16 protein-coding genes and 1 riboswitch are annotated in these 16,843 nt (G+C 39.0%); of the genes, 7 read left to right on the forward strand and 9 right to left on the reverse strand.

What is annotated here, in order from left to right:
• Positions 1-110 precede the first annotated feature (110 nt).
• Entirely contained in the window at positions 111-905 is a 795-nt protein-coding gene (locus AC2CGN_RS11950) for a carbon-nitrogen family hydrolase (RefSeq protein WP_484514021.1), read from the reverse strand.
• A gap of 318 nt (positions 906-1,223) precedes the next feature.
• Here AC2CGN_RS11950 and AC2CGN_RS11955 point away from each other — a divergent pair, with 318 nt between their 5' ends.
• On the forward strand, positions 1,224-2,390 hold the full coding sequence (locus AC2CGN_RS11955; RefSeq protein WP_484514023.1) for an aminotransferase class I/II-fold pyridoxal phosphate-dependent enzyme: 1,167 nt from the start codon (positions 1,224-1,226) through the stop codon (positions 2,388-2,390).
• A 48-nt stretch (positions 2,391-2,438) separates the two neighbouring features.
• On the opposite strand, the gene AC2CGN_RS11960 is transcribed toward AC2CGN_RS11955, so the two are convergent.
• Positions 2,439-2,942 (reverse strand): PPC domain-containing DNA-binding protein, encoded by a 504-nt coding sequence (locus AC2CGN_RS11960; protein WP_484514025.1) that lies wholly within the window; start codon positions 2,940-2,942, stop codon positions 2,439-2,441.
• 158 nt (positions 2,943-3,100) lie between these two features.
• A riboswitch (SAM riboswitch) is annotated at positions 3,101-3,205 on the forward strand.
• Positions 3,206-3,293: 88 nt separating this feature from the next.
• On the opposite strand from AC2CGN_RS11960, the gene AC2CGN_RS11965 reads away from it, so the two are divergent.
• The 6 genes from AC2CGN_RS11965 to AC2CGN_RS11990 all read left to right on the forward strand — a co-directional run bounded on the left by AC2CGN_RS11965 (position 3,294) and on the right by AC2CGN_RS11990 (position 9,173).
• The gene (locus AC2CGN_RS11965) at positions 3,294-4,127 is read left to right on the forward strand and encodes a MetQ/NlpA family ABC transporter substrate-binding protein (protein ID WP_286924135.1); all 834 of its coding nucleotides are present in this window, start codon (positions 3,294-3,296) and stop codon (positions 4,125-4,127) included.
• A gap of 197 nt (positions 4,128-4,324) precedes the next feature.
• Positions 4,325-5,350 carry a methionine ABC transporter ATP-binding protein gene (locus AC2CGN_RS11970; RefSeq protein ID WP_429988548.1) on the forward strand — a complete coding sequence of 342 codons (1,026 nt, stop codon included), beginning with the start codon at positions 4,325-4,327 and terminating at the stop codon, positions 5,348-5,350.
• Positions 5,343-6,014 carry a methionine ABC transporter permease gene (locus AC2CGN_RS11975; RefSeq protein ID WP_054772083.1) on the forward strand — a complete coding sequence of 224 codons (672 nt, stop codon included), beginning with the start codon at positions 5,343-5,345 and terminating at the stop codon, positions 6,012-6,014. Before AC2CGN_RS11970 ends, AC2CGN_RS11975 begins: the two co-directional genes overlap by 8 nt.
• Before the next feature lie 11 nt (positions 6,015-6,025).
• A complete protein-coding gene (locus tag AC2CGN_RS11980; protein ID WP_429991014.1) occupies positions 6,026-6,805 on the forward strand; it encodes an enoyl-CoA hydratase/isomerase family protein in 780 nt (259 codons plus the stop codon).
• 14 nt (positions 6,806-6,819) lie between these two features.
• Complete coding sequence (locus AC2CGN_RS11985; protein ID WP_429984230.1) at positions 6,820-7,980, forward strand: alpha-hydroxy acid oxidase; 1,161 nt, start codon at positions 6,820-6,822, stop codon at positions 7,978-7,980.
• Entirely contained in the window at positions 7,977-9,173 is a 1,197-nt protein-coding gene (locus AC2CGN_RS11990; RefSeq protein WP_429984229.1) for a CaiB/BaiF CoA transferase family protein, read from the forward strand. Before AC2CGN_RS11985 ends, AC2CGN_RS11990 begins: the two co-directional genes overlap by 4 nt.
• A 156-nt stretch (positions 9,174-9,329) precedes the next feature.
• Here AC2CGN_RS11990 and AC2CGN_RS11995 read toward each other — a convergent pair whose 3' ends face one another.
• From AC2CGN_RS11995 to AC2CGN_RS12025, 7 genes are all read right to left on the reverse strand, one after another.
• Positions 9,330-10,529: a glycine C-acetyltransferase gene (locus AC2CGN_RS11995; RefSeq protein ID WP_429984228.1), complete on the reverse strand. Its 1,200-nt coding sequence runs from the start codon at positions 10,527-10,529 to the stop codon at positions 9,330-9,332.
• 58 nt (positions 10,530-10,587) lie between these two features.
• The gene (locus AC2CGN_RS12000; RefSeq protein ID WP_484514030.1) at positions 10,588-11,664 is read right to left on the reverse strand and encodes a nucleotide kinase; all 1,077 of its coding nucleotides are present in this window, start codon (positions 11,662-11,664) and stop codon (positions 10,588-10,590) included.
• A 98-nt stretch (positions 11,665-11,762) separates the two neighbouring features.
• A complete protein-coding gene (locus AC2CGN_RS12005) occupies positions 11,763-12,398 on the reverse strand; it encodes a YczE/YyaS/YitT family protein (protein ID WP_429991016.1) in 636 nt (211 codons plus the stop codon).
• A 334-nt stretch (positions 12,399-12,732) separates the two neighbouring features.
• Positions 12,733-13,227 carry a Cys-tRNA(Pro) deacylase gene (gene ybaK, locus AC2CGN_RS12010; protein WP_429980168.1) on the reverse strand — a complete coding sequence of 165 codons (495 nt, stop codon included), beginning with the start codon at positions 13,225-13,227 and terminating at the stop codon, positions 12,733-12,735.
• A gap of 22 nt (positions 13,228-13,249) precedes the next feature.
• Entirely contained in the window at positions 13,250-14,008 is a 759-nt protein-coding gene (locus AC2CGN_RS12015) for a putative metalloprotease CJM1_0395 family protein (protein WP_484514032.1), read from the reverse strand.
• Positions 14,009-14,325: 317 nt separating this feature from the next.
• The gene (locus AC2CGN_RS12020) at positions 14,326-14,895 is read right to left on the reverse strand and encodes a VanZ family protein (protein WP_429980166.1); all 570 of its coding nucleotides are present in this window, start codon (positions 14,893-14,895) and stop codon (positions 14,326-14,328) included.
• Between the two features lie 206 nt (positions 14,896-15,101).
• The gene (locus AC2CGN_RS12025; protein ID WP_429986650.1) at positions 15,102-16,637 is read right to left on the reverse strand and encodes an acyl-CoA carboxylase subunit beta; all 1,536 of its coding nucleotides are present in this window, start codon (positions 16,635-16,637) and stop codon (positions 15,102-15,104) included.
• Positions 16,638-16,843 lie beyond the last annotated feature (206 nt).

Genomic DNA, 16,843 nt, shown 5'->3' on the forward strand with positions numbered 1-16,843 from the left:
GGCTCCGCTGTTTCGCTCGGGGGCTCCGCTGTTTCGCTCGGGGGCTCCGCTGTTTCGCTCGGGGGCTAGTAAGCTCAAGTCGCTCTGCTTCTTGAGCTTACTACCAATCATTAGTTGTTCACAGTTACGCCACTATATAGCCCAGGTCTGCGGTCATCATAAACTGGAATTCTGCCTCGGACTTCATCAACAATAGAAAGGTCTACGTCAATAACAGCCACTTCTTCATCATCAGCGCCAACCCAAAGAACCTCTCCCCATGGCTGAATAATCATAGACTGACCATTGAAGTTTTCTACCTTTTTGGAAATACGGTTTACCGCAATAACAAAGCATTGATTTTCGATGGCACGCGCTTGCAGTAAAGTTTTCCAATGGTCGATACGAGGTGTTGGCCATTGTGCTGGTACAAATAAAACCTTTGCTCCCTCTAATGCATGGGCACGAAGCCATTCAGGGAAACGGATATCATAGCAAATTACCCCCGCTGCCTCTATATCTCCAAGCGTAAAGCGATTCATCTCATTGCCTGCCTCTAAATATAAATGCTCGTCCATTAAACGGAAGAGATGCACCTTGCTATATTCACCTACTAGCTCACCATTTTTATCAAACGTATACATTGTATTGTAAAATTTATCGCCCTTTTTTGTTGCAACAGAGCCGCCCACAATATGTACACTAAGTTCCTTTGCCAAACTTGCTAAAAAGGCTTTCGTACGCACCCCATCTTCATCCGCTAGCTCTGGTAAACGCTCAAGTGCATAGCCTGTATTCCACATTTCTGGTAATACAATAATTTCTGCACCTTGATTTGCCGTTTCTCGAATCTTCTCCTCAGCTCGGGCAAAATTTTCATCTACTTTGCCAAAGCCTACATTCAATTGAATACAGCCAATTTTCATCCCATTTCCTCCTTTAGATATTTTTAAGTTTGTTTTCGCTTTTACACATTCCATTATACAATATTTAATTCTAGACTAATTTAAATTAATCCAGTTAGTTAATCATTCGATGTTGCCGCTTTGTTGTAAGAGTAGTAACTTCAATTGGTGCCGTATCTCGTATCGTACCATCGTAACTTATGATTTGGTCGCCTATGGTTTTCAGAGACTTTCAAAGCCTTTGCCAATAAAGGGTCTAGACAAGTAGTAAAAAAAGTAATAGTATTTGCATCATATTCTTTAATAATAATTATTATATTCTGAAAAAGGTGAATGTGCATGGAATTCTCAAAAAAAATACAGCAACTCCCAACTCAGTTTTTTGCAGCACTTGTGCAAAAAGTAAATGCAGCCTTGGCAGAGGGGCGCGACGTAATTAATCTTGGGCAGGGAAATCCTGATCAACCTACCCCTCCACATATTATTAAGGCTCTACAGGAGGCAGCCGAAAATCCTCTTAATCATAAATATCCACCATTTCGTGGCATTGCTGAATTACGCCAAGCTGCGGCAGATTTCTACAAACGTGAATACAATGTAGACATTAATCCTGACACAGAGGTGGCTATTCTTGGTGGTACAAAAATTGGTCTTGTTGAACTACCTTTAGCAATATTAAATCCTGGCGATACAATGCTATTACCCGATCCTGGCTATCCTGACTACTTATCAGGTGTCGTATTAGGAGATGTAAATTTTGAGGTACTGCCACTTTTTGCAGAAAATAGCTTCCTCCCTGATTACGCAGCTTTACCTGATAATATAAAAGAAAAGGCGAAACTTCTGTATTTGAATTACCCTAATAACCCGACTGGTGGTACAGCAACAATTGAATTTTTCGAGGAAACCGTTCGCTTTGCAAAAGAGCATAATATCATCGTTTCACATGATTTTGCCTATGGGGCAATTGGATTTGATGGAAAAAAACCTGTTAGCTTCCTACAGGCAGATGGTGCTAAAGATGTTGGAATAGAAATGTACACTCTATCCAAAACATACAATATGGCAGGCTGGCGCATTGGCTTTGCAGTTGGGAATGCTGATATTATTGCTGCTATCAATTTAATACAAGACCATCTATTTTGTAGTCAATTCCCTGCTGTACAACAAGCAGCGGCGATTGCACTCTCAGCATCACAGGAATGTGCAAATGAGCTCAGAGCTACTTATGAACGTCGACGCAATGTCCTAATTGAGGAGGCTCAGCGTATTGGCTGGCACGTAACTGCACCTAAGGGCTCCTTTTTTGCATGGCTCCCTGTTCCAGTAGGCTATACAAGTGAACAATTTGCAGATCTCTTACTCGACAAAGCAGATATTGCTGTAGCAGCAGGAAATGGCTTTGGGCAATATGGCGAGGGCTATGTCCGTGTTGGCTTACTTGTAAGCGAAGAACGTTTACGTGAAGCTATAAATCGAATCGAACAATTAAATTTATTTATATAAACAAATTCAATAAAAACTGTTCTACAGCAATGCCATAGAACAGTTTTTTCATTTCTCAATCTTTCTTGGACTCTGTAAGTCTTTTTCTAAGGGATAAAATTGAATATGTCCTGTTTCATCATCAAATTTGCGTATATGCTGAACGTCCTGTACCTCTGCCAAAACGATATCGGCCGTAATCACAATATTTCCGCCCTTTATCAAATGTCCTCCTGATACTTGACCCCATTGATCACTCATTGATCCATGAAGATGCGTCTCATATTCTCCATCACGTTTACACACAACACCAGCACCTTGAATAAATTCAAGTGGTCCCTCTTTTTTTATCACTTCACTGAAACGGACATTGATTTTAGAGATCTCATCTGGTACTAAATAAACAAAACTACTATTTTGCAAACTACCAATACAACTAACAATGGTAGCTGACTCAATATCGTTCTCTTGACAGATAGCCTCTATTCCCTCGATCATATCAGTCCCCATTAAAATACGAGCACTAATGACTTTTCCAAATGCTCCAACTCCATAATTTACTCTTATAGACATCTCTACACCTCTTTTTGCTACTTTATTTTCTGTGGCTTTATCTTGATTTAGTGGACAATAAATACCCACTAAATACAATAAAAAATCAAAATATTTATTGACTAATAATAACCTATAATTTATATTAGTTCTATCGGATTTATAAAAATACTATATATCTCTTATCAAGAGTAGCTGAGGGACTGGCCCTATGAAGCTCGGCAACCTCCTTTTTAAAGGAAGGTGCTAAATCCTGCAAACGATCATCGTTTGATAGATAAGAGAGGACGTTTTTTCATGAGCCTCTCTTAGTTTATAAGAGAGTTTTTTTATTTTTAAAAATCGATAAAACAAACTTTGGAGGTCATTTTCATGAAGAAACGAAACAAATTTTTATTAGGCTTAGCAGGTCTTACATTAGCAGCAGCGTTAGTAGGTTGCGGTACAAAAGAAGATAGTAAAGAAGACCAAGGTAAGGCTATTGATGAAAATAAGATCGTAGTAGGTGTTACTTCTGGTCCACATGAACAAATTGCAGAGGTTGCGGCAAAAGTGGCAAAGGAAAAAGGCCTGGAAGTAGAGCTTAAATCCTTCTCTGATTATGTTTTACCTAATACCTCGTTAGCTGAAGGTGATCTTGATGCAAATAGCTATCAGCACGAGCCTTTCTTAGATACTTTTAATAAAGATCACGATACAGACTTAGTACCAGTTGGAAAAACTATTCTGAATCCAATGGGTGTTTACTCTGAAAAATATAAATCTTTTGATGAAATACCAGACGGAGCAACATTTGGTTTACCAAACGATCCGACAAACGGTGCCCGTGCATTATTTGTTCTGCAAGAGGCTGGCTATATTAAATTAAAAGAAGGTGCTGGGCTAACAGCGTCTATCCGAGATGTTGAAGAAAACAAGAAAAATTTAAAATTCATAGAGTTAGAGGCTGCCCAAATTCCAAAACAACTTAGTGAGGTTGATGTAGCAGCTATTAATACAAACTTTGCGCTGGAGGCTGGCATTAATCCTAAAAAAGATTCTATCCTTTTAGAATCTACTGACTCTCCTTATGTAAACTATATTGTAGTACGTGCTGAAAATGAGAATGATCCAACGATTAAAAAATTTGTTGAAGCTTATCAATCTGATGAAGTACGCAAATTTATTGAAGATGAATTTAAGGGTTCTGTAATTGCAAGCTGGTAAGTAGCCAAAAAATAAAACAGGGTTTTCCCCATCTTCCACTGATTAAATCAGGCTTATACCGCTGTTAGATTCCTTATCAGCATTATTTGTTCTTGAAGAGGGAATTTTCCAGCCCATTAAGCAGGATAAAATAAGAATCTGCGAGACTCCTTTGGGAAAGCGAGCAGATTCTTGCTTTTTAGAAAGGAGACATCCAGATGATTCGATTAGAAAATATATCTAAAGAATTTAAAACAAAGAAAGGTATTGTCAGAGCAGTTGATGGGATTAACCTTCATGTTAAAAAAGGTGAAATTCATGGGGTTATTGGCTATAGTGGTGCAGGTAAAAGCACACTTATTCGCTGTGTTAACCTATTGGAACGTCCAACTACAGGAAAAGTCTGGATCAACAATGTGGATATTACTTCCCTTTCCCTTAATGATCTTCGTAAAACCCGTCAAAAAATCGGGATGATTTTCCAGCATTTTAATCTCTTAAAAACTGCGACCGTTTATAACAATATTGCTATCCCATTAAAGCTACTTGGCTATAACGATACCGAAGTGAAAAATCGTGTGGCGAAATATGCTGAAATTGTTGGCTTAACAGAAAAATTAGAGAGCTTTCCAAGTCAGCTTTCAGGTGGTCAAAAACAACGTGTTGCTATTGCACGTGCGTTGGCACAAGAACCAGAAATCTTACTAAGTGATGAAGCGACTAGTGCACTTGATCCAGAAACAACAGAAGCCATTCTCGAGCTTTTATTGAAAATTAATCGTGAGCTAGGCATTACTATTTTACTCATTACGCATGAAATGAATGTCATACAAAAAATCTGCGATGATGTATCTGTTCTTGAGGCAGGGAAAGTTGTGGAGTATGGTTCAGCTATTGATCTTTTTGCGAAGCCACAGCATCCAACAACGAGAAAGTTCTTGAGCACGATTTCACAGCGTAATCTATCCCCTTCCCTTATTCAGCAGCTCAATGTTTCAGGGAGTGTTATTCGTCTAACATTTCTCGGCGAAAGTACTGGAAAACCGTTATTGGCAGAGGTCAGCAAAGTTTACGATGTTCAGCCAAATATTTTAACTGCCAATATTATTGAATTAAAAAACGGCATTGTCGGAAATATTGTCGTTCATTTAAATGGTGAAGCACAAATTGTACAAAAGGCATTAACGTATTTCACCGAAAATGGAGTAGCCGTAGAAGAATTAGGAGGCGAACAAAATGAATAGTATTCAAAGCTTCTTTACAGATTGGTCCGATGTTATTGGGAAATCAATTATTGAAACCTTCCAAATGGTCGGAATTTCTTTATTCTTTTCCGTTGTCATTGGGATTCCGTTAGGGCTCTTAATTGTTTTAACACGTCCTGGTCAATCTTTCGAAAATAAATTTCTTTATCAATTTTTCAATTTATTCATTAATATAATTCGCTCCGTTCCATTTATCATTTTACTCTTCTTTATTTTACCGTTTACAAAGCTAATTGTTGGGACAACGATTGGTGTGAAAGGTGTCATTGTACCACTTGTTGTTTATACAGCACCTTACATCGCACGACTGATGGAGACAGCACTTTTAGAAGTGGACCCAGGTGTTGTAGAGGCTTATACAGCAATGGGCATTAAACGCCGTCATATCATCTGGAATGTTTTATTACGCGAGGCTCGCCCTTCTATTATTTTAGGCTTAACCATTGCCACAATTGGTCTTATTGGAGCAACGGCAATGGCAGGTATGGTTGGTGCAGGTGGTTTAGGTGATCTTGCATACCGTTATGGTCATTTACGCTATGAGGTCGATGTTATGTATGCGACTGTATTTATTTTAATCATCCTTGTTCAGAGTATTCAATCTATTGGCAATCGATTTGCAGCAAAACTTAAGAAGGATTAAGGAGGAGCACTGTGACAAATGAAATTTATGTAGAGAAAAATGGTTATATAGCAACTTTAGTGATTAATCGTCCTGAGAAACGTAACTCTTTATCAAGGGCAATGTTTCAGGCTATTTTGAATGAGCTTTATTATTTAAGCTCTGACCCTTCGATTAAACTTTTAATTGTCCGCGGTGTAAATGAAGTTGCTTTTTCTTCGGGGGCAGATATTAGTGAGTTTTTAGATATTCGTTATGCTGCTGACAACGCGAAAGTATATAATGATTTAGCATTAAAGGCAATTGATGCACTCTATAAATTTCCGCACCCAACCATAGCTATGATACAGGGCTTAGCGATTGGCGGTGGCTTAGAGTTAGCAAACGCCTGCGATTTTAGAATTGCTACACCCAAAAGTAAATTAGGTATCACTGCAGCAAACATCGGAATTGTCTATAATCTTGAAAGTACCAAGCGTCTTATCAATATTGTTGGAGTTGCTAAGGCAAAGGAAATTTTATACACAGCAAACATTTTTACTGCTGAAGAAGGAAAGCGCATTGGCTTGATTACTGCCCTACATGAGCCAGAGGATATTGAAAATGCCACATTGCAATTCGCTGAGCATCTCTTAAGTAAATCATCTGTCGCCAATGCAGGCATAAAAAAAATTATTCAAGCTATTGTAGATGGAGAAAATGAAGAAAATGATGTGTTAGCTCAAATCATTCTCGACTCCTTTAGCTCAGAAGATTATAACGAAGGCATACAGGCATTTTTAAACAAAAGAAAGCCCATTTTTAATAAATAAGTGAGGTAGTGACGATGACAAATACAACTAATGGAGACCTTCTATTAAAAAATATAACTGCCCAAGCTCCCTTCCCTATTTGTTTTGCTGATTTAGAGAAGGCTGTAGCGGAAAAAATGGAAGCTGGACCTTTTGGTTACATACGCTCTGGTGCAGGAGGCGAACAAACATTGCGCAATAATCGTGCTGCTTTTGAAAAGTATTCCATTGTGCCCCGCTTTTTAAATGATGTTTCCAATGTTGACACTTCGATAAAGCTTTTCGGAAAAACATATCCAACACCCTTTTTATTTGCACCTGTTGGCATGAATAAAATGGTGCATGATGATGGAGAGCTTGCAGTTGTTCGCGCTGCTCAACAATTAAAAATACCCTATATACAAAGTACAGTTTCTAGCTTTGCACTTGAAGAGGTTGCACAAGCTGCACCTACGGCTACAAAATGGTTTCAGTTATATTGGTCTACCAACGAGGAAATTGCTTATAGTATGGCCGCTCGAGCAGAGACTGCTGGCTTTGAAGCAATCGTTCTTACAGTCGACACAGTTATGCTTGGCTGGCGTGAAGAGGATGTACGCAACCAATTTTCGCCTTTAAAGCTAGGCTATGCAAGAGGAAACTATATCAATGATCCTGTTTTTATGGCTTCCCTGCCAGATGAATCATTTGAATCCTACGTCCAGGGTGTGTTGCAAAATGTTTTCCATCCTACCTTAAGTTGGGAAAATGTACGTGAATTAAAGCGCCGATCTAATCTCCCTATTTTATTAAAAGGTATTTTACATCCTGAAGACGCAAAGCTAGCTATAGAAAATGGTATCGATGGTATTATTGTTTCAAATCATGGGGGGCGCCAACTGGATGGTGTAGTAGGATCACTTGATGCGCTTCCTGCGATTGTCAAAGCGGTAAATGGACAAATTCCAATCATTTTAGATAGTGGCGTGTATCGTGGCATGGATGCCCTAAAAGCACTTTCTTTAGGGGCAGATGCAGTAGCCATTGGTCGTCCTTTTGTCTATGGGCTGGCGTTAGCTGGACAGCAGGGAGTGGAAAAAGTCATGACGAATCTATACGATGAATTGAAAGTTTCCATTGCTTTAGCAGGCGCAACCTCCCTTCCAGCCCTACGAAATATTACTTTAGTGAAAAAAGATGGAGTCGATGAAAAATGAATCAAGCATTGCAAGGCTTAAAAGTTGTTGATCTATCACAGGTGCTTGCTGGTCCATACTGCACAATGGTATTAGCAGATATGGGGGCTGAAGTCATTAAAATTGAGAAGTATCCCAATGGAGACGACACACGTACAATGGGTCCCTTTATTAATGAAGAAAGCCATATGTATATGATGGTTAATCGTAATAAAAAAGGTGTTTGTTTGAACTTAAAAACACCTGAGGGATTAGAACTATTTAAAGAGCTTATCCAATCGGTAGATGTGCTTGTGGAAAATTATCGGCCTGGCGTCACAAAAAAATTAGGGATAGATTATGCAACACTAAAAGATATGAATCCTGGCCTTATTTATTGCTCTATTTCAGGTTATGGTCAAACAGGTCCTTATAGTCAAAAAGGCGGCTACGATATTATGGCGCAAGGACTTAGTGGCTTAATGCATATGACTGGTGAGGCAGATGGCAGACCAGTAAAGGTTGGCTTTGCTGTAAACGATATTGCGGCTGCTCAAACAGCATTACAGTCTATTTTAATGGCCTATATTTACAAGCTGCGTAGCGGTGAAGGACAATATATTGATGTTTCCTTAGTAGAGTCTGGACTGGCATGGACGGTTTGGGAGGCTGCAGCCTACTTTGGACAAGGCCAGCTCCCTGAGCGAACAGGCACTGCGCATCGTGTTTCTGCACCTTATCAGGGTTTTAAAACACAGGATGATTATATTTTAGTCGGTGCAGGTAATCAAAAGCTATGGGAAATTTTTGCCACCAAAGTCGTCCATCGTCCAGATTGGCTGAGTAATCCACTATTCGCGTCAAACTACTTGAGGGCTCAAAATGTTAAAGCATTGGAGGAAGAAATCGAAAGTGAATTAGTCAAGCATAAAGCTGCATATTGGCTTCAGCTTTTAGATGAATATGGTGTACCATCTAGCCCCATCTATTCCTACGATCAAACATTGAATGACCCTCATATTTTGGAGCGTGACATGGTCCTGTCCTATGAGCATCCAACGGCTGGGCCAATGCGTACACTAGGCTTCCCAGCGAAATTTTCTCAGACCCCTGGACAGCTAACAAAAGCCGCTCCAACATTAGGGCAGCATAATGAGGAAATTTTAAAATCATTGCATGTGACAGATGAACGCATCAAACAGCTAAACACCGCAAATATCATTCATTCAAAATAGCGCTTATCCATTTTGAGCGTTTTAATAGATTGATTCACTCTAGCTATCCATCACTTTGAGGGTTCTATCCGTTGATCCAGTTTACCTATCCGTCACTTTGAGGGTTCTATCCATTTAAATATAAAAAAGGGTACCTCACGAAGAGGCAACCCTTTTTTATTGAATAACGCCTAGTTCGCGACCTACTTTTTCATAAATTGCGAGTGCATTATCCAGCATTTCTTTTGTATGAGCCGCTGTAGGCATATTACGAACACGACCTGTACCTTTTGGAACCGTTGGGAAAACGATTGATTTCGCATAAACGCCCTCTTCAAATAAACGCTGTGAGAACTCCTGCGTCAGCTTTTCATCGCCAATAATACATGGAGTTATTGGTGTTTCGGATTCCCCAATATTAAAGCCAAGCTTAGCAAGCCCTGATTTTAAATAATCGCCATTTTCCCAAAGTTTATCATGAAGCTCAGTGGAATCAATTAACATTTGTACTGCCGCCGTAATCGCTGCCACATCGCCAGGCGGTAATGCTGTTGAGAATAAAAATGGACGTGAGCGTACTTTTAGCCAGTCAATTAAGTTTTTCTTACCTGCGACATACCCGCCAACAACGCCAATCGCCTTAGAAAGTGTACCAATTTGGAAGTCGATTTCTTTTTCTAAACCGAAATGCTTCACTGTACCCTTTCCTTTACCAGTAACACCTGAGCCATGCGCATCATCTACATACGTAATTAAATCAAATTCCTTTGCAATCTCCACAATTTCCGGCAGTTTAGCAATATCGCCATCCATGGAGAAAACGCCATCAGTAATGACCATAATTTTATTGTATAATCCAGATTCTTTTGCTGCTTTTGCCTTCGCACGTAAATCATCCATATCAGAGTGATTAAACGCAATGATTTTCGCCTTTGATAAACGACAACCATCGATAATAGAAGCATGATTCAATTGATCTGAAAGAATCGCATCATTTTTATCCATTACAGCTGAAATCGCTGCCATATTACAATTAAAGCCTGATTGATAGGAAATAGCTGCTTCTGTCCCTTTAAATTCAGCAAGCTTTTCTTCCAGTTTAACGTGTAGATCAAGCGTACCATTTATAGTACGAACAGCACCTGCTCCGACACCATATTTATCAATTGTCTCTTTGGCAATACGCTTCAATTCTTCATTTGTTGCTAAGCCAAGATAGTTGTTTGAGGACAAGTTAATAAGATTTTTGCCGCGCACCTGAATAACAGGTCCATTGGCTCCCTCTACTGGATCAATCTCGTTGTATAAGCCTTGGTCTCTTAAGTCTTGTAGGTTTTCATCTAAAAATGCATTTAATACTTTTGACAAGCGTATCATCCTTTCCTAGGAAAACTGTTCTAGCTCCTAGTGTAGCATAAGCACACCAATTGAAAAATTACTTTGTTAATCTTTCGAAAAGTGGAGCAGTTTTTTCCCGCCAAAGTGAAGTAGATAAACAATGGTCTAATAAACGCCGAACAGTATACTCCGCTTCTGCATATCGCTTGGAGTACCCCATTGCATCTTGTATAGCCTCTTTATACTTTGCCCGGATATCTTCGATTAAAACTTCTGCATCCTGTGATAATGCACAATGTTTTCCTATATCAAAAATTTCATCCCCCAGTCTGCCATCCTGTGGATCAAAGACATGTGGTTCTGTACTATCAAATATACAGAAATTTAATTCCGGGATAATGACCATATCAACAGAGCCTGCATCCAAACCGCACCAAATAATTTGTGTATCTAGCCCTCTCTTATTGGCCTCATCTGCTAAGTCCTTCATCAAGGAAGATTTACCTGTTCCTGGCTTCCCTTTTATCATTAATCGGCGAGTTAAATTTTTAGTCATACTCTCTACTGTATTTTCAGCGCCTCTTGGTGTTAATGTTCCTAGTAAGCGATGTGTGCGTAGTCCAGGTTTATTTAAAATGATTGATTGAAAAATGTTTGTTTTTAACATTTCCACTTGATCATTTAATGCTTGCCAATTCATACAGCTTTGTGTGACAATCTCCCAATCGTCATGAATCTTAATGGCTTTACTTAGCATAGCGATACATTTATCACGCCATAACTCTCGTTCCTTCATTGCCTCAGCAAGCTGTTCGCCAACTTTCTCGAGCTGGAGGTCCTCTAAACAATCATAAAATGATAGCACACGATGCTTTGTTCCAAGAAAAGTCGGTTCAATGCCCCATTCAGATGACCAAATATAGAGTCGATTACACCCTCGAACAAATACCGCCTCTACAACATCCTCCAACAGCGCGTCCTTGAACCACTCTACAGCAAAGCCTTGCTTGACGTAAAAATAACCAAGCTCTTTTAAAAGCTCCGACCCCTTCATTGTTGGAGCACCCTGCAAAAGATAAACCAATTCCGCCTCATCCATCATTTCTTTATATAATTGTTTAATTCCTTGCCCTGTCAATGCGTGTCCAAAATAATAGGTCACATTTCCATTCAATACCGCTCCTCCTTTACCCTATGCCCTGCATTATATGAAACAACAGCAAAAAAAATGAGAAGCTACTTCTATCCCTTATGATAAAAGTAGCTTCCTATTTAATAGAAAGGCTTCATATCCTCAATATTGCCAATACACTTCATTAAAAGCTTTCGACAATAAGGTAATGAATATTGCACAATATAGCCTGATGTTAAAGCAATCACCACTGTCCCTACACCAACAGGACCTCCAAGCAACCAGCCAAAAATTGTCACTAACACCTCTATACCCATTCTCGCCGTTTTAATGGTCCCGCCAAATTTTTCAACCAGAATCATCATCAATGTATCACGTGGCCCAGCTCCCATATTGGGTGCAATATACATGCCACAGCCAAAACTTAAAACAAATAAACCTATCACAAAATAAGTAACCTGTAAGCTATATATATTCGTTGATGGCAATAGCCAATTAAAAACATCTATAAATAATCCAATTAATAGCATATTGAGCCATGTTCCTATCTTCGGCCATTGTCGTAAAACAATTGAGGTCGAAGCAACAATAAAAAGGCCTGTTAAAATAGACCACGTCCCAATCGATAAACCAAAGTTTTGGAATAAACCCACATGCAACACATCCCATGGGCTTGTCCCTACAATCTTCCCCTTAATAGACATAGTAATCCCAAGGGACATAACTATTAAGCCGCCTATAAAAAATGCCCAACGCCACCCCATAACTTTTTGCATTTCATAACCCTCTCTATCTATGTATGATTGCTCTAACTGTACCACAGTTTCTACAAAAAACGAGGGGATGTGTCTTGCCTTCTCTTATAAAAAAGCTTTGGTTACCTGAGCGGTTTTCCTTGCTGGCTGAGCGAATTCTTTGGCTTCCTGAGCAGTTTCCTTTGCTGGCCGAGCGGGTTGTTTCTATAGCTGAGCGGTTCTACTCGCTGGCCGAGCGGATTTCTTCTCTTCCTGAGCAGTTCTCCTCACTAGCCGAGCAATTTATTTGGCCTTCTGAGCGGTTCTTTTTAACAAAGAAATGGTTATTAAATTCAAATAAAAAACTACCCACCTTTCATTCATGGGTAGTTGTAATCGCTTCCAGCTTTGCTTTCGTGACAGCAATTAAATCAGCTAATTGTACATGGATTTGCATGCCAATTTTACCAGCGCTAACAATAATATCGCCTTGCTCTTGTGCCGATGCGTCAATGACTGTTGGATAAAGCTTTTTCATGCCTACAGGTGAGCAGCCACCACGGACATAGCCTGTATAGCTCAGTAACTCCTTGACAGGAAGCATTTCAATTTTTTTCTCTCCTACAACCTTAGCAGCAGCTTTTAAATCAAGCTCTTGAGCAACAGGAATAACAAATACAAAAAGCTTTTGCGCGCTTGCCTTTGCCACTAATGTTTTAAAAACGCGAGAAGCTGGATGGCCAATTTTTTCAGCGACTGAAATACCATCTACTTGACCATCCCCGGTTTCATATTCAATTACTTCGAATTGTATTTTTTGTTGCTCTAACAATCGTATAGCATTCGTCTTAGCATGTTTTGCCTTTGCCATCATAAAACTCCCATCTGCAACCTTAAGCTATCATCGAGAACGTAGCTTCATTCCCTAGTCGGTAGCCGTTTTTCGCCATTTGAATATGGGTAGCATATTTTTCAGAAGCATGTTTAAATGTCCGTGCCTTGAATGCCTCCCCATAGCTCTTACCGAAAATTGTATCTGCAAATGGATCTAATATCAATTCCTTCGAAAAACGTTCTGGTACTTTGACCTCAATGACTTCATTTAAATAAGCAGGCTCGTTGTCAGTTATTACATTTTGATTGAATTCCTGCCCCTGTAATTGTGCCTGAATTTGTTGAATTTGCGCATTTGCACTTGCCGCTATACGTAAATCTTGGGAGGAAGGCTGTACTGGTGTTAATGCTGCATTCCGTACCTGCTCTAAAATTCGCAATGTATTTTCGGGATTTATTCCAACTACATCTTCATCATCTGATAGCTGGGAGGAGGAAATTGATTCAACCCCCTCACTGCTGACCATCTTATTTGCTTGTTCATGAGCCAGCACATTCTTTTTTGTTTGTTCCATCTCTTGAAAAATGGCTTGTTGGTGGGGCGTGACTTCCTGTGATTCCTCTTTTTGTTGCTCGTAGAGGTCTAAATCTTTTTGTCCTAATAATAAATTCTCAAGCTCTTGCAATATTGGATTTTTCTTTGGCTGAAAATACAAAGCATTTTTTCGATAGGCATCCCCTGCTTCTTTTCGCTGTAATACTTTCTTGCGATTTGAAGGTGAAATTCTTTCATGTTCTATTAAACTTGATATTTTCATATAATCACCTCTGCTTTCTTACTTAATATGCAAGTTAAATATTAGATATGATAATAACCCTCTATTAACTATATCTCTACCACCTGAACAATTTCTGTACACTCATTATCGGAATTTTCTATATTAAATTCAAGTATAAATTACTACTAACCTCCTAAAGAAATAATCAATTTTCATTAACATAGGTATAAATACCTTTATAAAATCCTATATTTTCTTTTAATTATAACATTTCTACGAAACTTAATACTTTTTTCACCTTCCAAATAGTGTTAATTCCATACAAAAAAACAGTCTTTTGGCATAGACTGTTTCTACTATTTTTTTTTAGGTTTAATAAGGATACTTTTATAGGCTAGATAACCAAACCATGCACCAAGCGTATTTAAAATTAAATCATCAATATCTGCAGAGCCAACCGTAAAAATAAATTGTATCGTTTCTACTGCTAAGCTGGATAAAAAACCTACACAAATCACTGCCCAAGCTTTACGAAACCTTTTGGATAGCAAAGGCAACAAAAAACCCATTGGTGTAAATATTAATAAATTGCCAAGTAAATTAATAATTATGATTTCCAAATTAAAATACTGAGAGTAGTTTATATAGCGTAGAATAGTTTCAAAGGGTACAAAATTTGTGGTTAATCGCCAGTCACTATAATCAAACAGACCTAATTCAACGAGTGAGTATTCGTCCTTCCATAAAACTAGGATGACGTCTACTAGACGATCAATGACTAATTTATAAAAAGCAATAAATGAGTAGATACAAAAAATTACCCACCCTATTATCTTTATGGGAGAATAATATGTATCAATCCATGAACGATAAGGCAATGGGAGTTTGGCATCACCTTGCATATTAGAAATATTATTTTTTTGCATGCCTAAACAACCCTACTTCCTTTAGATTCTTCCCATATTTTAATATGCCTCCCATTCCCATGCAAGAAATATATTAAGCTAGGTTTATATTTAAGCATGTTTAGACAGATTTCAAAAAGCCGACTCATACCATTGAGCCGGCCTTGTCGTTTATCTACGGGATTTCTGCACAAACCTAGCATTAGGGAAAGGTCTCTCCAATGCTTTTATACTGGATTTACTCCATGTTTACGTTCTGAGAATAATAAGTATTTTGACATATATAGCTCTAAACGTGATTCAAGTACTGTTCTTAAATCATTCGGCGCAATCACATCGTCAATGATTAGCTCTGAGGCTAAACGATAAACATCAATTTCCTCCTGATATTCTTTGCGTTTTTCCGCAATAAAGCTTGCTTGCTCCTCTTTCGGAAGCTCTGCAATTTTATTGGCATATACAGCGTTCACTGCTGCCTCAGGTCCCATTACGGCTATTTGAGCATTGGTTAGTGCAATACAGCAATCCGGCTCGAATGCTGGGCCTGCCATGGCATACAATCCTGCCCCATATGCCTTACGAACAATGACCGTCAGCTTTGGAACTGTTGCCTCGCTCATTGCAAATATCATCTTTGCACCATGGCGGATAATGCCAGCCTTTTCAACCTGCGTTCCAATCATAAAACCTGGTACATCTGCAAGGAAAAGGAGCGGTATATTGAACGCATCACAAAGGGAAATAAATTTAGCAGCTTTATCAGCCGAATCGTGGAATAATACGCCTCCTTTTACACGAGGCTGGTTTGCAATGATGCCAACCGATTGTCCTTTAATACGACCAAGCCCCGTTATTAATTCTGGAGCAAATAATTTTTTAACTTCACAAAATGAATCTTCATCAATAATCCGATCGATTAATTTATACATGTCGAAAGGAACATTTTGATTTTCAGGAATTAATTCTTCAATGGACTTATCAAATGATGCGGGTGGTTTTGCCTCTTCGACCCTGCTACGTTCTGCATAGTTATTTGGGAAATAGCCTAAATATTTTCTAGCATATGCAATGGCTTCCTGCTCTGTTTTAACGAGTACATCTCCACAGCCAGAAACTGAACAGTGCATTTTTGCACCACCCATTGTTTCTAAATCTACCTTTTCCCCTATAACCATTTCTGCCATACGTGGAGAACCTAAATACATGGATGCATTGCCCTCTACCATGACAACGATATCGCAAAAGGCAGGAATATAAGCGCCACCAGCTGCGGATGGTCCAAACAATAGGCATATTTGTGGTACTTTCCCAGAAAGTTTTACTTGATTGTAGAAGATACGCCCTGCACCTCTTCGTCCAGGGAACATCTCTAATTGGTCTGTAATACGAGCACCTGCTGAATCAACTAGATAAAGTAATGGACAGTTTAACTTTTCAGCTGTTTCTTGAATACGAATCATTTTTTCTACTGTACGTTTACCCCAAGAGCCCGCCTTAATTGTTGAATCATTCGCTAATACACAGACAGTACGACCATGTATTTTACCGATCCCCGTTATTACACCATCTGCTGGCAAATCACCTGCTAAACAGTTCGCATAGAGACCATCCTCTGATTGTAATCCATCGTCTAGTAATAATTCCAGTCGTTCCCGTACAAAGAGCTTTCCTTGTTGTGCATTTTTATCATGATATTTCGGTAAACCACCTGCTAAAATTTTATCCTTTAGTGTAGTTGAATTATCTGTCGAAATATTGCTCATGTTAATTCCTCCCTTTGCCCAATCAGTTATGCCATAATATCATGGCATTTAGTGGCCTTTTGGTTTCTTACAAAATATCAATTTCGCCTTGGCGTAATTGTAGCTGCCGCTTTGCTTTCGATACAAAAGACATTTACTGAATGCAGATAAACTATCTCCTACAATCCACCACAACCATCCTTGCTGCATCTGTTTTATACAGCAGC

This window comes from Lysinibacillus sp. DFXJR4 (assembly GCF_057196045.1).

Coding starts and splice junctions, on each gene's coding strand:
- AC2CGN_RS11950 (WP_484514021.1), bottom strand. CDS start 905: ATGAAAATTGGCTGTATTCAATTGAATGTAGGCTTTGGCAAAGTAGAT.
- AC2CGN_RS11955 (WP_484514023.1), top strand. CDS start 1,224: ATGGAATTCTCAAAAAAAATACAGCAACTCCCAACTCAGTTTTTTGCA.
- AC2CGN_RS11960 (WP_484514025.1), bottom strand. CDS start 2,942: ATGTCTATAAGAGTAAATTATGGAGTTGGAGCATTTGGAAAAGTCATT.
- AC2CGN_RS11965 (WP_286924135.1), top strand. CDS start 3,294: ATGAAGAAACGAAACAAATTTTTATTAGGCTTAGCAGGTCTTACATTA.
- AC2CGN_RS11970 (WP_429988548.1), top strand. CDS start 4,325: ATGATTCGATTAGAAAATATATCTAAAGAATTTAAAACAAAGAAAGGT.
- AC2CGN_RS11975 (WP_054772083.1), top strand. CDS start 5,343: ATGAATAGTATTCAAAGCTTCTTTACAGATTGGTCCGATGTTATTGGG.
- AC2CGN_RS11985 (WP_429984230.1), top strand. CDS start 6,820: ATGACAAATACAACTAATGGAGACCTTCTATTAAAAAATATAACTGCC.
- AC2CGN_RS11990 (WP_429984229.1), top strand. CDS start 7,977: ATGAATCAAGCATTGCAAGGCTTAAAAGTTGTTGATCTATCACAGGTG.
- AC2CGN_RS11995 (WP_429984228.1), bottom strand. CDS start 10,529: ATGATACGCTTGTCAAAAGTATTAAATGCATTTTTAGATGAAAACCTA.
- AC2CGN_RS12005 (WP_429991016.1), bottom strand. CDS start 12,398: ATGCAAAAAGTTATGGGGTGGCGTTGGGCATTTTTTATAGGCGGCTTA.
- ybaK (WP_429980168.1), bottom strand. CDS start 13,227: ATGGCAAAGGCAAAACATGCTAAGACGAATGCTATACGATTGTTAGAG.
- AC2CGN_RS12015 (WP_484514032.1), bottom strand. CDS start 14,008: ATGAAAATATCAAGTTTAATAGAACATGAAAGAATTTCACCTTCAAAT.
- AC2CGN_RS12020 (WP_429980166.1), bottom strand. CDS start 14,895: ATGCAAAAAAATAATATTTCTAATATGCAAGGTGATGCCAAACTCCCA.
- AC2CGN_RS12025 (WP_429986650.1), bottom strand. CDS start 16,637: ATGAGCAATATTTCGACAGATAATTCAACTACACTAAAGGATAAAATT.